The sequence below is a fragment of the Amycolatopsis alkalitolerans genome (assembly GCF_006152065.1).
GTDB classification, from domain to species: Bacteria; Actinomycetota; Actinomycetes; order Mycobacteriales; family Pseudonocardiaceae; genus Amycolatopsis_E; species Amycolatopsis_E alkalitolerans.
The window spans coordinates 13,075-27,559 of the sequence record NZ_VDFW01000031.1 but is presented as its reverse complement, the minus strand read 5'-3'; the positions used below and the strand labels follow the sequence as shown (position 1 = coordinate 27,559).

Here is a 14,485-nt window from a genome sequence, read left to right as displayed (position 1 = left end):
ACCGGGGTTCCCGGTCCTCCCGCCAGAACGTCTCGCGCGCAAGAATATTTCCCGCGAGATGTCTGGGAGGTGAGCGGAGCCGTCCCGCTGTGGCCGTCTCATTCGGACATTGTCAAACGCTCCGTTGTCGCGTGCACGATCTTCTACGCGGCGCTGTTCGTGTTCACCATGATCATCATCGATCTGCTGTCCGCGTGGGTCGACCTGTGTATCCGAGCGGCGGGAGAGGCACGGCGATGACCGCCGTCGTGGCCGGGGAAACAGTGCGGTACGTGGAGATGGCGCCGTGGATGATCATCGCGCCTGGGGTCGTGCTGTCGGTCGCGGTCCTCGCCTTCAACCTGCTGGGCGACGCGCTGCGCGACTTTCTCGACCCCCGGCTGCACCGGTGATCGCGGTGCGGAAGCGGCGCAACCGCAGGCTGTTGGCGACGACGAACACCGAGGAGAAGGCCATCGCGGCGCCCGCGATCATCGGGTTCAGCAGGCCGAGCGCGGCCAGCGGCAGTGCGGAGATGTTGTAGGCGAACGCCCAGAACAGATTGCCCTTGATGGTGCCCAGGGTGCGGCGGGACAGCCGGATCGCGTCGACCGCCGCGCGCAGGTCGCCGCCGACGAGCGTGAGGTCGGCCGCCTCGATCGCGACGTCGGTGCCCGTGCCCATCGCGACGCCGAGGTCCGCCCGCGCGAGCGCGGCCGCGTCGTTGACCCCGTCGCCGACCATCGCGACCACTCGGCCTTCTTTCTGCAACCGCGTCACCACGTCGACCTTGTCCCGCGGCATGACCTCGGCCACCACGTCGTCGATGCCGACCTCGGCGGCGACGGCGCGGGCCGCGGCCTCGTTGTCCCCGGTCAGCAGCACCGGAGTCAGGCCGAGGCCGCGCAGGTCGCGGACGGCCTCCGCGGAAGTCGGTTTGACCATGTCGGCGACGACGAGCACCGCACGGGCGACCCCGTCGGAGGCGAGCACGACCGGAGTGCGCCCGTTCCGCTCGGCCTCGGTCTTCGCGGCGCGAAGGGTCTCGTCGAGCTGGACGCCCCAGTCCTCGGCGAACGCCGCGCGCCCGGCGAGCACCGCCTTGCCCTCGACGATTCCCGTCACGCCGAGCCCTTCGGCAGTGCGGAACTCGGTCACCGCCGGCAGCTCACCCAGCTCGCCGCGCGCGGCGGCCGCGATGGCGCGCGCGATCGGATGCTCGGACGCGTCCTCCAGGGCTCCCGCCAGCCGCAGCGCTTCCGCCCGGTCGTCCGCGTGGACTTCGAGCAGGCTCATCCGGCCGGTGGTGACGGTACCGGTCTTGTCCAGCACGACCGTGTCCACGCGGCGGGTCGACTCCAGCACCTCGGGCCCCTTGATCAGGATGCCCAGCTGGGCCGCGCGCCCGGTGCCGACCAGCAGCGCGGTCGGTGTGGCCAGCCCGAGCGCGCACGGGCACGCGATGATCAGCACGGCGACGGCGGCGGTCAGCGCGGACGCCGCACCGGCCCCGGCGCCGAGCCAGAACGCGAGCGTGCCGGCCGCCAGCGCGATCACCACGGGCACGAACACCCCGGAGATCCGGTCCGCGATCCGCTGCGCGGCGGCCTTGCCGTTCTGGGCCTCTTCGACGAGCTTCGCCATCTGCGCGAGCTGCGTGTCCGCACCGACCCGGCTCGCGCGCACCACCAGCCGCCCGCCGACGTTGACCGTGGCGCCGACGACGTCGTCCCCGGCGGAGACCTCGACCGGCACGGACTCGCCGGTCAGCATGCTCGCGTCGACGGCAGAACCGCCCTCTTCGATCACCCCGTCGGTGGCGATCTTCTCGCCGGGCCGCACCACGAACAGATCCCCGATGCGCAGCTGCTCGACGGGCACGCGTTCCTCACGCCCGTTCCGCTGCACGGTCACGTCCTTCGCGCCCAGTTCGAGCAACGCCCGCAAGGCCGCGCCGGACCGGCGCTTGGCGCGCGCCTCGAAGTACCGCCCGGCGAGGATGAACGCGGTGACCCCGGCGGCGACCTCGAGGTAGAGGTTGTCGCTGCCGGAGGAGCGTTCGATGGTCAGCTCGAACCCGTGCCGCATCCCCGGAACCCCTGCGGTGCCAAGAAAGAGCGCGTACAGCGACCACAGGAACGCGGCGCCGACGCCGAGCGAGATCAGGGTGTCCATCGTGGCGGTACCGTGCCGCAGGTTCGTCCACGCGGCCCGGTGGAACGGCCACGCCGCCCAGGTCACCACCGGGGCCGCCAGGGTGAGCGAGGCCCATTGCCAGTAGGTGAACTGCAGCGCCGGCACCATGGCCAGCACGATCACCGGTACCGCGAGCACCACCGTGGCGATCAGCCGCTGCCGTAGCGGGCGGGTCGGGTCCGCCGGCTCGGCGGCGGCGGGCGTCTCCGTGGCGGGCAGGCTCGCCTGGTACCCGGCGGCCTCGACGACTTTGACCAGTTCTTCGGCGGTCACCGCGCCGGAGTAGGCGACCTTCGCCTTCTCCGTGGCGTAGTTGACGCTCGCGCGCACACCGTCCACTTTGTTCAGTTTGCGCTCGATCCGCGCCGCGCACGAGGCACAGGTCATACCACCGATCGCCAGCTCGACCTGCTGCGTTTCCTCTACTGCGGAACTCATGTCGTTCCTTTCGGTCAGCCGCCGTGCCCGTGGGGCGCGGCATCCTGCGGAGCGGCGGGCGCGGCGTCACCCGTGGTGTCCACGGTGAACTCGGCGGTGCGCACCTTGCCCTCGTGCCGGAAGTCGAAGAACAGCCGGTACCGGCCCTGGGTCGACACGTCGACGGAGAAGCCGACCCCCGGGCCGGTGGCAGTCCTGCCGTCGCTCGGCGTGCCCAGCGGGTGGACGTGCAGGTAGGCCAGATCCGCCTCGCGCAGGCTCACCAGGTGGCCGAAGGCGCCGAGGTAGGGCTGCAGATCAGTGACCGGCGTGCCGTCGCGGGTGACGGTCACGGTGACCGGCGAGTCCGCGCCGGGTACGAGCGTGCCGCCCATGGTGACCTGATAGCCGTCCACAGTGGATACCCGGCTGGGCGGCGGAAGCGCGGGGCGGAACTCGCCGGCGGCCTGGATGTCCGTGCCCAGCGTCGTGGCGGTGCCGCCGCGCGGGGTGAAGTCGGCGATCAGCCGGTAGGTGCCGGCGGCGGGCAGTGCGACGTCGAGCGACCACGTCCCGTCCGCCGCCAGTACCGGGTGCAGGTGCTGGTAGTGCACGCCGTCGCGGCGGACGAGGATCAGATGCAGTTCCTTCTCGTGCGCGACGTCGAAGGCGGTGACCGGTTTCTCGTCGGGGCCGAGCACGTGGAACCGCAGTGGTACGGGCGTGCCCGTGGGTAGCACGGTGTCCACGACGTGCAGGCGGTACCCGTCGCGCGCGGCGGCGAGGCCCGGCGGGACATCGGATGCCGGGGCCGCCATGGTGCCCATGTCGTGTGCGGGAGCGGGGGCGTCCATCTCGTGCCCGGCGGCGGGCGGGGTGCCTGTTTCGACCGGGCCGATCGCCGCACCGGCCGTCCACGCCCCGCCGACGACCACGGCGAGTGCGAGCCCGTAGCCGGCGATCGTGGTGGCTGTTCTCATCGCATCTCCTCTCGCGGCTCCCCATTAATACAGTAGGGGGGTATCCCATCGCAAGTACTACCAGGGGGTATATCTCGGGCGTGCCGGGCGCACTACGGTCGGCTCATGAAGAGTCGGAACCCTGCGGCGCGGACGGCGTTCGGGCCCATGTTCGTGACCGCGATCGAGCAGTACACCCCCGCCGGGCACCGGATCGTCGACGAGCCGTCGGCCGGCTCGATGTTGCCGTCCGGGCTGCGGCTCGCCGCGCGGGCCGGCCGGTGGCGCCGGGTTCGGGAATGGCTGCCGGGGGCGTCCGACCGCTCGGCCCCGGGCGTGTGGGCCGGGGTGCTCTGCCGCAAGCGGTACGCGCGCGACCAGGTGCGCGCGGCCGTGGCGGACGGGATCGGGCAGGTGGTCGTGCTCGGGGCGGGCCTGGACACCCTCGCCTACCGGCTCACGGTGCCCGCGTTCGAGGTCGACATGCCGGAGAACATCGCCTATAAGCGCCGGCGCGTCGAGGAGACCTTCGGCACCGCGGCCGGTGTCCGGCTCGTCGCGCACAACTTCGACACCCAGGACCTCGCCGACTCCCTCGCCGCGCAGGGATTCCGCCCGGAGCTGCCCACGATGTTCGTCTGGGAGGCGGTCACGCAGTACCTGACCGGCGCGGGCCTGCGGCGCACGCTCGCGTTCCTGGCGACCGCCGCGGCCGGCAGCAGGCTGATCTTCACCTTCGTGCGCCAGGACTTCGCCGACGGCACGCGGTTCTACGGGGCCGAGTCGCTCCACCGCCGTTTTGTCGAGCGCGAGCGCATCTGGCACACCGCATTCGATCCGGTCGAAGTAGACGGTCTGCTGCGTGAGTACGGCTGGGCGGAACGGGAGCAGGTGGGGCCGGCCGAGTACGCCGACCGGTACCTGCGGCCGGCGGGCCGTGACCTGTCCGCGAGCGAGATCGAACGGTTCGTGCTCGCGGAGAAGAGGTAACGGGCGTCAGCGCGGCGAGGGCGCGACCACGCCGCCGGGCAGCCCGAGGGGACCGGGAATCGTCCTGCTCCTGCCATCATGGCGGTTGTGGAGTCGACTCGTGTGGATCGCTGGCTGTGGGCGGTCCGGCTGACCAAGACCCGCCCGGACGCGGCGGCCGCGTGCCGCGGCGGGCACGTGCGCGTCAACGACCGTCCCGCGAAGCCCGCGACGACCGTTTCGCCCGGTGACGAGGTGCGTGCCCGCGTCGGCGACCGGACCCGCATCGTCGAGGTCGTGCGCGTGATCCACAAGCGGGTCGGTGCCGCCGATGCGGTCACCTGCTTCATCGACCGGACCCCGGCCCCGCCGCCCGAGGCCGTCATGCCGCTCGCCCGGCGCGAACGCGGCGCGGGGCGCCCGACCAAACGCGACCGCCGGATGCTGGAGAGATTCCGCGGCCACGGCTGACAGGACTTTCGGCCCTGGCCGGACGCCCGCGCCCGACGCGAGCCTGTGGTCGTGAGATGACGACTTTCCGGGGGAGCCGACTTCGATGGAGCGACACTCGGGCTCGTGCGCTCAGCTGAACCTGCCGTGCGCCGCCGCGGTGACCGCCGAACGGCTGCTGGCCGGCGAGTTGCCGGGCCGCTGGGCGCACACCCGCGGAGTCGCCCACCGCGCGGAGCAGATCGCCCGGCTGCTGCCGCCCGAAGACGGGAGGACCCTGGTCGCGGCGGCCTGGCTGCACGACATCGGCTACGCCTCCGGCCTGGCCGAGACCGGCTTCCACCAGCTTGACGGCGCGCACTACCTGGCCCGCCGGGGCTGGCCGGAGCGGATCTGCGCGCTGGTGGCCCACCATGCCGGCGCGACCGCGGTCGCCAGGCTCATCGGGCTCGCCGGCGAACTGGGGGCTTTCGAGGACGAGGCGGGCCGGGTGCGCGACGCGCTCTGGTACTGCGACATGACCACGGGCCCCGACGGCGAACCGATGTCGTTCGAGGACCGGATCGCCGAACTGCGCGCGCGGCGCGCGCCGGACGATCCGGTGGTGCGGGCGCTGGCGGCCAACGGGTCCGAGCGGGCAGCGGCCGTGCGCCGCACGGAGACGTTCCTGCGCGACGGCGGTCAGCGAAGCCGGTAGCCGGTTCCCGCGGAGAATTCGGCGGTCAGCGCGAAGCGATCTCCCCGCACCAGGGTGTGCCGCCATTCGACCGGCTCGCCGCGCGCGTAGCCGGCGCGGTCGATCGAGAACGCCGCCGCGCCGGGGTCGCAGCCCAGCAGCGCGCGCTCGGCCGGGGTGGGCATCACGGCGTGGATCTTCTCCTCGCCGCGTTCGAGCCGGATACCGGCGCGCGCGGCGAGTTCGGCGTACAGGCTGGTGTGCGTGAAGTCCGCCTCGAGCAGGGGAGCGGCCACGTCGGCCGGAAGCCAGGCCCGGTCGAGTGCGAGCGGCTGCGCGCCCGCGAGCCGGACACGTTCGAGATAGACCAGCGGCGCCGAGGCGTCGAGGCCGAGCCGTCCGGCGGCGGGCGCGTCGGTGCGGGTGTCGAGCACGAGGACCAGGCTGTCCTGCTGCAGGCCCGCCGTTTCGACCGAGGCGAACAGGCTGTAGAGCGCGCCGAGCGGCTGCTGGATCTCCGTGTTCGGCGCGACCCGCGGCTGCCTGCCGCGTTCGGCGGTGACCATGCCCTCGGCCCGCAGCTCGCGCAGTGCCTGGCGGACGGTGTGCCGGCTGACCCCGTACTGCTCGACCAGCGCGAGTTCCCCGGGGAAGTGGCCGGTGAACTCGCCGGCCGCGACCCGTTCACGCAACCGCTCCTGGAGCTGCTTCCAGAGCGGGCGTTCACTCTTTCGGTCGAGAGGCCGCACACAACGGACATTAGCCTGCGCGAGATGTCCGGACATTTCTTATCTTCAAATGTACGGACATCTGGAGGTGGAGCGGGTGCAGGTGAAAAGCATGACGCTGGCGGCGAAACTGCCGGTGGCGCCAGGTCTGTCGGTCGCGCTGGCGGTCGCCGTCGCGGCGACGCTGCTGGGCAGGCTGGTGCCGATCGTGGGCGGCCCGGTCCTGGGCATCGTGCTCGGTGCCGCCTTCGCCGGGGCGGCACCGGCGGTGCGCGGGCCCGCGTGGACACCCGGGTACGCGTTCGCGAGCAAGCCCGTCCTGCAGACCTCGATCGTCGTGCTCGGCACCGGCCTGTCCCTGCCCGAGGTGGTGCGGGTCGGCGGCCATTCGCTGCCGGTCATGCTGGGCACGCTCGCGGTCGCGCTCGGCGGGGCCTGGCTGCTGGGCCGGATCCTCGGGGTGCACGGCAACGTGCGCACGCTGATCGGCGTCGGCACCGGGATCTGCGGCGCGTCCGCGATCGCCGCGACGACCGCGGTGATCGGCGCGGCCGAGTCCGAAATCGCCTACGCCGTCGGGACGATCTTCACCTTCAACATCGCCGCGGTACTCCTGTTCCCGCCGATCGGCCACCTGCTCGGGATGAGCCCGCACGAGTTCGGGCTGTGGAGCGGTACGGCGATCAACGACACGTCGTCCGTCGTCGCGGCGGCGTATGCCTTCGGCGGCGGCGCGGGCCCGTACAGCATCGTCGTGAAGCTGACCCGCACGCTGATGCTCATCCCGATCGTGCTGTTCCTCGCCGCCCGCTCGGGCCGGTGCGCCACCGGTGACCGGGTGCGGCTGCCGTGGCGGCGGATCGTGCCGGTGTTCCTGCTCGGCTTCCTCGCCGCGGCCGCCCTCGACAGTATCGGCGTGATCCCGTCCTCGTGGCATCCCACGCTGTCGGACGCCGGCACGTTCCTCATCACCACCGCGCTCGCCGGGATCGGGCTCTCGCTGCGGCTGGGCGACCTGCGCCGGGCGGGACCACGGCCGTTGCTGCTGGGCGGGCTGCTGTGGCTCGCGGTCGCGTTGAGCAGCCTGGGCCTGCAGGACCTGACCGGGACCCTTTGACGCGTCCTTCGTCCTCCGACGCCGTGACGTTCGGCCCTGCTCCAGCGCGCCGCCCGCCCCGATTCTGGGGTCATGACGAAACGAGTGGTGATTCTCGGCGGCGGCACCGGTGGCACGCTGACCGCCAACAGGCTGCGGCGGCGCCTCGGCGATGACGTCGAGATCGCCGTCGTGGACCGCGACGACCGGCATGTGTACCAGCCGGGCCTGCTGTTCGTGCCGTTCGGGCTGGCGCATCCGGAGGACCTGGTGCGCTCGCGAGGCCGGCAGCTGCACGCGGGCATCGGCTTCCATCGCAGCGCGGTGGATCACGTGGACATCGAGACCGACCGGGTGGTGCTCGACGACGGGACGGTGCTCGGCTACGACGTCCTGATCATCGCGACCGGCGTCGAGTTGCAGCCGGAGGAGACCGAGGGACTGACCGGCCCCGAGTGGGGGCGCAAGGTCTTCACCTTCTACAACCTCGAAGGGGCCGCCGCGCTGGAGGGCGCGCTCAGCCACTTCGACGGCGGGCGCGTGGTCGTGAACGTGGTCGATCTGCCGATCAAATGCCCCGTCGCGCCGCTGGAGTTCTGCTTCCTGGCGGACTGGTACTTCCAGGAGCGCGGCATCCGCGACCGGGTCCAGCTGACCTACGTCACGCCGCTGGACGGCGCGTTCACAAAACCCGTCGCCGCGAAGGTGCTCGGGGGGATGCTCGAGGAGAAGGGCATCGAGCTGGTGACCGAGTTCAACACCGGCTCGGTCGAGGACGGCGCGCTGGTCTCCTACGACGAGCGCCGGGTCGAATTCGACCTCGCGGTCGTGGTGCCGCTGCACGGCGGCGCCGCCTACGTCGGGCGGTCGCCGGGCCTCGGCGACGAACTCGGCTTCGTGCCCACCGATCAGGTCACGTTGCAGTCGAAGGTCAAGCCGAACATCTTCGTGATCGGCGACGCCTCGGCGCTGCCGACCTCGAAGGCGGGTTCGGTCACGCATTTCGAAGGCGACACGCTCACCGCGAACGTCGTGCGCTTCCTGGCGGGCGAGCCGCTCGACGCGAGTTTCGACGGGCACGCCAACTGCTTCATCGAAAGCGGGTTCGGCCAGGCCATGCTGATCGACTTCAACTACGACACCGAGCCGCTGCCAGGGCACTTCCCGGCCTCGGTCGGGCTGCCGCTGCTCAAGCAGTCGCGGCTGAACCACCTGGGCAAGCTGATGTTCTCGTGGCTGTACTGGCACAGCCTCCTGCCCGGCCGTGACATCCCCGGTATCGGCAGCCACATGCCCGAGGCCGGAAAACACGGTGTCGCACAAGGAAAGGAATAGGAAATGCCCACGAAGACCTACGCCGGAACCGACGTAGACCTCAACGAGGAAGGCTTCTTCACCGCACCGGAGCAGTGGAGTGAGGAGATGGCCCCCGAGATCGCCCGCGAGGTGGGCGTCGGGGAGCTGACCGAACAGCACTGGCAGGTCATCAAGTTCATGCGCGCCGAGTACGCGGCGAAGGGCACCGGGCCGACCGTGCGGGCGCTGGGCAAGACCTCCGGCGTCACCGTCAAGGAGCTCTACCAGCTCTTCCCGAAGGGCCCCGCGAAGCTGGCCGCGAAGATCGCCGGCATTCCCAAACCACGCGGCTGCATCTGAAGCCGGGAAAGGTTCGTCATGACCGAGGGCAAGATCGAAAAGGTCTCGATCGTCGTTTCGAAGGGTTCGCTGGAAGGCATCTACCCGGCGCTGATCATGGCCAACGGGGCCCGCGCCGAGGGGATCGACGCCAACCTGTTCTTCACCTTCTTCGGCCTGGACGCCATCCACAAGGCGCGCCACGAGCACATCAAGCTGGCCACCGTCGGCAACCCCGGGCTGCACCTGGCGACCTGGGCGGGCGGGCTGCCCGGTGTGCCGAGCGTGATGACGCACTACATGGCCACCAAGATGGAGAAGCTCGACATCCCGCCGATTCCCGAGTTCATCGAGATGATCTCCGACACCGGCGCCGGGCTGTACGCGTGCCAGGCCTCGGTGGACCTGTTCGGACTGAGTAAAGAGGACTTCATCGAACAGGTCGACGGCATCATCACCGTCGGCGAGTTCTACGAGATCGCCGCCGGCGGGCAGATCATCTACACCTGACGCGGGGACCAAGGTCCCGGGACCGGCGGGACCAACGCCCGTACCCGCCGGTGACCGGCGCGCGGATGCTGTCCGTGAAGCGCTGGGGAAGGAGCCCGATGAGCGGCACGGTGGTACTCGGCCTAGGCAACGTGATCTGCTCGGACGGAGGGCTCGGGGTCCACGCGATCAGCCGCCTGCACCAGCATTACCAGTTCCCGGCCGACGTCGAACTGGTCGAGGGCGGGACGGCGGGGCTGCGGCTGCTGCCGCGGCTGGCCGACGCCGACCGCGCGGTGCTCATCGACGCGGTCGACGTCGGCGCGGCTCCGGGCACGCTCGTCCGGCTCGAAGGCGACGACCTGGACTGCTACGTGCGCGGCGTGAGCGCGCGCGCAACCGGGCTCGCGGATCTGCTGCACGCGGCACGGCAGGGCGGCAAATCTCCCTCGCGGCTCGTCCTGCACGGGGCGCAGCCCGCGGAGACGGGACTCGGCACCAGGCTGAGCGGCCCGGTCGCGGCGGCGCTCGGCATGCTGGCCGGCCGGGTCGCCGCGGACCTGATGCCGGCGCCGGAACGGGCCTGAGCCGTGTGCCTCGCGATCCCGGCGCGGATCATCCGGTTCCGCGACGCGGAACGGTTTCTCGCCGACGTCGAGGTATCCGGGGTCCGGCGCGCGGTCAACGTGTCGCTGGTGCCGGACGACGTCGAAGAGGGCGACTGGGTCCTTGTCCACGTCGGCTTCGCGATCGCCGTCGTCGACGAGGACGAAGCCCGCGCGACGCTGCGCACGCTGGAGGAACTCGGGCAGGCCTACGACGACGAGATCGCCGCCTTGCGCGACTCCCATCCCGGCTAGTGTCGTGTGATGCTGTCCGGTTTACGTTGCCGTGTTTGCCCGTAGGGTCGTTGGGTTTGTCCGCTGCGGTGTCGAGTTGGCTGGTCCGGTCGCTGATTTTGCCCCCGGCGACAGCGGCCGGCCAACTCGATAACGCCCCGAGCCAACTCGGCGACGCCAAGGGCCAACTCGGTAGCCTGGCAAACAAACACACCCGCGCGCAAAGACAACAGGATCACGAAACACTAGCGCGGGCATCATGGGCTGATGCGCGTTCTCGCCTGGTTACGCGGTATCAGCCCGCGCCGGCGGCTGTTGCTGGGCGCCGTCGCGCTCGTGGTGGTCGCGGGCGCGGTCGCCGCCTTCGTCATGACGGGCGGGGGCGACCCGCCGGGCACCCCGGAGCGGGACGAGCCGGGCACCGTCCTGCTGGTCCCCGGCTACGGCGGCGCGAAGGGCGCGCTCGAACGGCTCGCCTCCCGGATCCGCCACGACACCGGCCGTGAAGCGGAAGTGGTGACGCTGGCCGGCGACGGCACCGGTGACCTCCAGGCGCAGGCCGAGGTGCTTGCGAACGCGGCCCAGCAGGCCTACGACCGGGGCGCGCCCTCGGTCGACGTGGTCGGCTACTCGGCCGGCGGCATCGTCGCGCGGCTGTGGGTCGCCCACGGCGGCGAGCCACGGCGGGTCGTGACGCTCGGTTCGCCCATGCACGGTACGGAACTCGCCGCGGCGGGCGGCCTGCTCGCGCCCGGCGCCTGCCCGCTGGCGTGCCGGCAGCTGATCCCGGGCAGCACCCTGCTGCGGGCGCTCCCGCCGATCCCGCCCGGACTGCCCTGGCTGTCGATCTGGACCGACCGCGACCAGACGGTGACCCCGCCGGACTCGGCCCGGCTCGAGGGCGCGGTCAACGTGTCCCTGCAGCAGCTGTGCCCGGAAAACCAGGCCGCGCACGGGGATCTGCCCACCGACCCCGAAGCCGGGGCGCTCGTGCTGAGCGCGCTCGGCACGGCGCCGCTCGCGGCTCCGGACCGGTGCGTCAGCTCGTGACGTCCCGGGTCGCGAAGTTGGCCCAGGCCGCGCCGAAGAACACCACGATGTAGCCGGCCTGCAGCAGCAGCCCGTGGTCGATGTTGCGCCACAGCACCGGATCGCGGAAGAAGTCGATCCAGGAAAGCCAGTAGTGCGTCGGCAGGTACGGTTTGGCCGGCGCGGCCGCGTCCAGCGTTTCCAGGACCGAACTGGTGATGAGCACCGCGAGCCCGCCGAGCGCGGCACCGAGCGCGGAGTCGGTCAGCGTGGACAGGAACACGGTGATGGCGGCGAATCCGACCATCGACACCACGATGTAGGTGACCGCGCCGAGCAGCCGGAGCCCGAGCGAGGACGAGCTGAGCGAGGCGCCCGACAGCGACACCGCCCCGGCCGGCTGGCCACCGGCGCCCGCCTGAGGCCCGGCACCGAACAGCAGGACGCCGATGGCGAGCGAGGTGAGCACGACGATCGCGATCGCGGCGGTGACGTACACCGCGACCGCTAGCATCTTCGCCGTCAGCAGGCGAGTTCGCCCGACCGGCCGCACCAGCAGGTACCGCAACGTGCCTCCCGCCGCCTCGCCGGCGATCGCGTCCCCGGCGAAGACCGCGACGGCGATCGGCAGGAACAGCGGCAGCACCAGCGCGAGCGCGGCGGCCGGGTACAGCGTGCCGTCGCTGACCACTGCGGACAGGAACGCCCCGCCCTGTCCTGGCGGTGGCGGGAAGTCCGCGGTCGCGAGGAACACGGCGACGATCGCGGGCAGCAGGCACAGCAGCCCGATGCTCACCCACATCCGCGGGCGCAGCACGAGTTTCCGCAGTTCCACGGCGATCATCCGGGCTCCCCGAAGCGATCCGAGCCGGGCCCGGTGGCCTCCAGCACCACCTGCTCCAGCGTCCTTCGTTCGCTGTCGATCGACCGCACCCGCACACCGGACCGGACGAGCAGCGCGTTGAGCGCCGCCGGATCCTCGTGCCGGATCACCAGCCGTTCGCCGTCGCGGTTCTCCACGCGGCCGTCGAGGATCGCGACGGCGTCCGCCGCGTCCGGCGTGGCGACGAGCACCCGGCCGGTCGCCGCGCGAAGGGCGGCGAGTTCGTCCTCCAGCACCAGGCGTCCCCGGTCGACAACGCCGACTCTCGTGCACAGGTGCTCGACCTCGGCCAGCAGATGGCTCGACAGGAACACGGTGGTCCCGTCGCGGTTCAGTTCGATGAGCAGTTCGCGGATTTCCCTGATGCCCTGCGGATCGAGCCCGTTCGTCGGCTCGTCGAGGACGAGCAGGCGCGGCTTTCGCAGCAGCGCCGCGGCCAGCCCGAGCCGCTGCCGCATCCCGAGCGAATAGGCCTTCACCGGACGCTGGTCGACATGTGCCAGGCCGACCCGTTCCAGCGCCTCGCCGATCCGGCCACGGCGAGTGCGGCGGCTGCCTCCCCGGCCCGCGGCGTCGAGCAGGGCGAGGTTGCGGCGCCCGGACAGATGCCCGTAGGCACCCGGGCCCTCGACGAGCGCGCCGACGTCCGGCAGCACTTCCGCGACCCGCTTGGGCACCGGCTTGCCCAGCAGTTCGATCTCCCCGCTGGTCGCGTAGACGAGCCCGAGCAGCATGCGCACCAGCGTCGTCTTGCCCGAGCCGTTCGGGCCGAGGAAGCCGTAGCGATCGCCTTCGCGGACCCGCAGATCGACGGCGTCGACGGCGACGGTGGTGCCGAACCGTTTGGTCAGCGCACGTGTCGTGATCATCGGGACCCCCAGCCCGGCTGGGACAGCTGGTCGGCCGCGGCGCGCAGCACGTTGTGCCCGACCAGGCCCGCGAGCAGGTAGGCGCGCCGCGAACCGGGCGGATGCACGACCGCGAGGGAAAGCGGTGTGATCGACAGGAACGTGCCGGTCCCGGCGGCCAGGGTTTCCGTTGTGCCGCCTGCCTTTCCGGCCGCATCGGCCGCCGCGTCGGCGAAGCCGGGCGGGACGGTGACGGCGGCGAACGTGGCGAGCCCGGAGCCGTAGAGGGCAGCACCCCGCAAGCCCGCGAAGTTCGGGGTACGCACCGGACGGCCGGCGAGCGCCACGGGCAGCCGGCCACGGCCGAGCGTGCCGAGCGCCTTGGCGATGTCAGGCGCGTTCGTCACGTCGAACCCACTGCCGGGCGCCGGTTTCGGCGCAGTGACCACCGGTGCGGACTGCTCGACCTGCTGGAACTCGGACACCAGGCCGGGCGCGTGCTGCCCGCGCGCGGTCACCTCGACCCGGACCGGCAGCCCGGTCGCCGGATCCGCCCAGAGGTCGGCCTGCCCGATCGTCGTGTCCGGGTCGGCGGGCACCAGGCGCAGGCCCGACGCCGCGACCCCGCCGACGCGCCGCGGCGGGAGGGCCGTCACCGGATCGTGCGGCGCGGACCGGAGGATCCACCGCGCGAGTTCCGGTGGCACGAGGTCGCTCGCGCGCGGCAACCGGACCACCGGGTCGCCGGCCAGCTGGGTGAGCGTGCTGGTGCCGTAGTCCCACGTGTATTCGGTGCCCGGCAACCGGTAGATGTCGTGTTCACCCGCGGTGGTGAGCACCGCGACGCGGTAGCGATCGGGCCCGGCGTACCAGACGTGCGTGTTCGTCGTGGTGGTGAAAAGGGCGGACACGTCCGCGAGGTTCGGCAGCCGCGGCAGCGCGAGCGAGCCGGTGCTGCGGGCATAGCCCTGGTACGGCCGCGAATCCGAATGAAGGACCAGGTCGCGCAGCTGAGCGGGATCGACCGTCCGCCCGGCCGGCCGCCACGCCTCGACGAGGCCGGGCACGGCCAGCAGCGCGGCGGTCACCACGGCCACGACCGCCCACCTGCGCCGTTTCGCCGCGCGCACGACGGATAAGGGCATGGTTTCCTTTGTACGCCACCGAACAATGGCGTCCAGCCGGTGAAGTTCGGGTAGGTGGCGGCGAGGATGCTCCCGGCGAGCGCGATCCCAGCGCCGCCCCGATTTCCCGCGTCGCGTCTTGACCGCGACTGCTGCCCTCGTGGGCAA

Annotated in this window: 18 protein-coding genes; 12 read left to right on the top strand and 6 right to left on the bottom strand. The window is 71.7% G+C overall.

Annotated elements, in window-relative coordinates; all coding sequences use genetic code 11:
- Positions 1 to 69: 69 nt before the first annotated feature.
- Positions 70 to 240: a hypothetical protein gene (locus FG385_RS35055; RefSeq protein WP_160148895.1), complete on the top strand. Its 171-nt coding sequence runs from the start codon at positions 70 to 72 to the stop codon at positions 238 to 240.
- Positions 237 to 392, top strand: coding sequence for a hypothetical protein (locus FG385_RS27140; RefSeq protein ID WP_200834672.1), 156 nt, complete (start codon positions 237 to 239; stop codon positions 390 to 392). Before FG385_RS35055 ends, FG385_RS27140 begins: the two co-directional genes overlap by 4 nt.
- Here FG385_RS27140 and FG385_RS27135 read toward each other — a convergent pair.
- Both FG385_RS27135 and FG385_RS27130 read right to left on the bottom strand, forming a co-directional pair.
- Positions 337 to 2,613: a heavy metal translocating P-type ATPase gene (locus FG385_RS27135; protein WP_139099630.1), complete on the bottom strand. Its 2,277-nt coding sequence runs from the start codon at positions 2,611 to 2,613 to the stop codon at positions 337 to 339. The genes FG385_RS27140 and FG385_RS27135 overlap by 56 nt on opposite strands.
- Positions 2,614 to 2,627: 14 nt before the next feature.
- Positions 2,628 to 3,572, bottom strand: coding sequence for a hypothetical protein (locus tag FG385_RS27130; RefSeq protein WP_139099629.1), 945 nt, complete (start codon positions 3,570 to 3,572; stop codon positions 2,628 to 2,630).
- Between the two features lie 105 nt (positions 3,573 to 3,677).
- On the opposite strand from FG385_RS27130, the gene FG385_RS27125 reads away from it, so the two are divergent.
- From FG385_RS27125 to FG385_RS27115, 3 genes are all read left to right on the top strand, one after another.
- Entirely contained in the window at positions 3,678 to 4,541 is an 864-nt protein-coding gene (locus FG385_RS27125) for an SAM-dependent methyltransferase (protein ID WP_139099628.1), read from the top strand.
- An 87-nt stretch (positions 4,542 to 4,628) separates the two neighbouring features.
- A complete protein-coding gene (locus FG385_RS27120) occupies positions 4,629 to 4,991 on the top strand; it encodes an RNA-binding S4 domain-containing protein (protein ID WP_200834671.1) in 363 nt (120 codons plus the stop codon).
- Positions 4,992 to 5,076: 85 nt separating this feature from the next.
- Positions 5,077 to 5,667 carry an HD domain-containing protein gene (locus FG385_RS27115; RefSeq protein ID WP_139099626.1) on the top strand — a complete coding sequence of 197 codons (591 nt, stop codon included), beginning with the start codon at positions 5,077 to 5,079 and terminating at the stop codon, positions 5,665 to 5,667.
- On the opposite strand, the gene FG385_RS27110 is transcribed toward FG385_RS27115, so the two are convergent.
- A complete protein-coding gene (locus FG385_RS27110) occupies positions 5,652 to 6,395 on the bottom strand; it encodes a GntR family transcriptional regulator (protein ID WP_235022821.1) in 744 nt (247 codons plus the stop codon). The genes FG385_RS27115 and FG385_RS27110 overlap by 16 nt on opposite strands.
- Before the next feature lie 49 nt (positions 6,396 to 6,444).
- Between FG385_RS27110 and FG385_RS27105 the strand changes: the two genes are divergently transcribed.
- The 7 genes from FG385_RS27105 (at position 6,445) to FG385_RS27075 (ending at position 11,483) form a co-directional block, all read left to right on the top strand.
- Positions 6,445 to 7,491, top strand: coding sequence for a YeiH family protein (locus tag FG385_RS27105; protein WP_139099624.1), 1,047 nt, complete (start codon positions 6,445 to 6,447; stop codon positions 7,489 to 7,491).
- Positions 7,492 to 7,563: 72 nt separating this feature from the next.
- Complete coding sequence (gene sqr / locus FG385_RS27100; RefSeq protein WP_139099623.1) at positions 7,564 to 8,805, top strand: type III sulfide quinone reductase, selenoprotein subtype; 1,242 nt, start codon at positions 7,564 to 7,566, stop codon at positions 8,803 to 8,805.
- Between the two features lie 3 nt (positions 8,806 to 8,808).
- Positions 8,809 to 9,126 (top strand): TusE/DsrC/DsvC family sulfur relay protein, encoded by a 318-nt coding sequence (locus tag FG385_RS27095; RefSeq protein ID WP_139099622.1) that lies wholly within the window; start codon positions 8,809 to 8,811, stop codon positions 9,124 to 9,126.
- An 18-nt stretch (positions 9,127 to 9,144) separates the two neighbouring features.
- Positions 9,145 to 9,615: a DsrE/DsrF/DrsH-like family protein gene (locus tag FG385_RS27090; RefSeq protein WP_139099621.1), complete on the top strand. Its 471-nt coding sequence runs from the start codon at positions 9,145 to 9,147 to the stop codon at positions 9,613 to 9,615.
- 98 nt (positions 9,616 to 9,713) lie between these two features.
- Positions 9,714 to 10,181, top strand: a complete 468-nt coding sequence (locus FG385_RS27085) for a hydrogenase maturation protease (RefSeq protein ID WP_160148894.1) — start codon at positions 9,714 to 9,716, stop codon at positions 10,179 to 10,181.
- Between the two features lie 3 nt (positions 10,182 to 10,184).
- Positions 10,185 to 10,454 carry a HypC/HybG/HupF family hydrogenase formation chaperone gene (locus tag FG385_RS27080; RefSeq protein WP_139099619.1) on the top strand — a complete coding sequence of 90 codons (270 nt, stop codon included), beginning with the start codon at positions 10,185 to 10,187 and terminating at the stop codon, positions 10,452 to 10,454.
- Positions 10,455 to 10,700: 246 nt separating this feature from the next.
- Complete coding sequence (locus FG385_RS27075) at positions 10,701 to 11,483, top strand: esterase/lipase family protein (RefSeq protein WP_235022820.1); 783 nt, start codon at positions 10,701 to 10,703, stop codon at positions 11,481 to 11,483.
- Here the strand turns inward: FG385_RS27075 and FG385_RS27070 are convergent.
- From FG385_RS27070 to FG385_RS27060, 3 genes are read right to left on the bottom strand one after another with little or no spacing between them, the layout of a single operon-like run.
- Positions 11,473 to 12,306 (bottom strand): ABC transporter permease, encoded by an 834-nt coding sequence (locus FG385_RS27070; protein WP_139099618.1) that lies wholly within the window; start codon positions 12,304 to 12,306, stop codon positions 11,473 to 11,475. The two genes, FG385_RS27075 and FG385_RS27070, sit on opposite strands and share 11 nt — an antisense overlap.
- On the bottom strand, positions 12,303 to 13,214 hold the full coding sequence (locus tag FG385_RS27065) for an ABC transporter ATP-binding protein (RefSeq protein WP_139099617.1): 912 nt from the start codon (positions 13,212 to 13,214) through the stop codon (positions 12,303 to 12,305). Before FG385_RS27065 ends, FG385_RS27070 begins: the two co-directional genes overlap by 4 nt.
- On the bottom strand, positions 13,211 to 14,338 hold the full coding sequence (locus FG385_RS27060) for a hypothetical protein (RefSeq protein WP_139099616.1): 1,128 nt from the start codon (positions 14,336 to 14,338) through the stop codon (positions 13,211 to 13,213). The genes FG385_RS27065 and FG385_RS27060 overlap by 4 nt, the downstream gene beginning before the upstream one ends.
- Positions 14,339 to 14,485 lie beyond the last annotated feature (147 nt).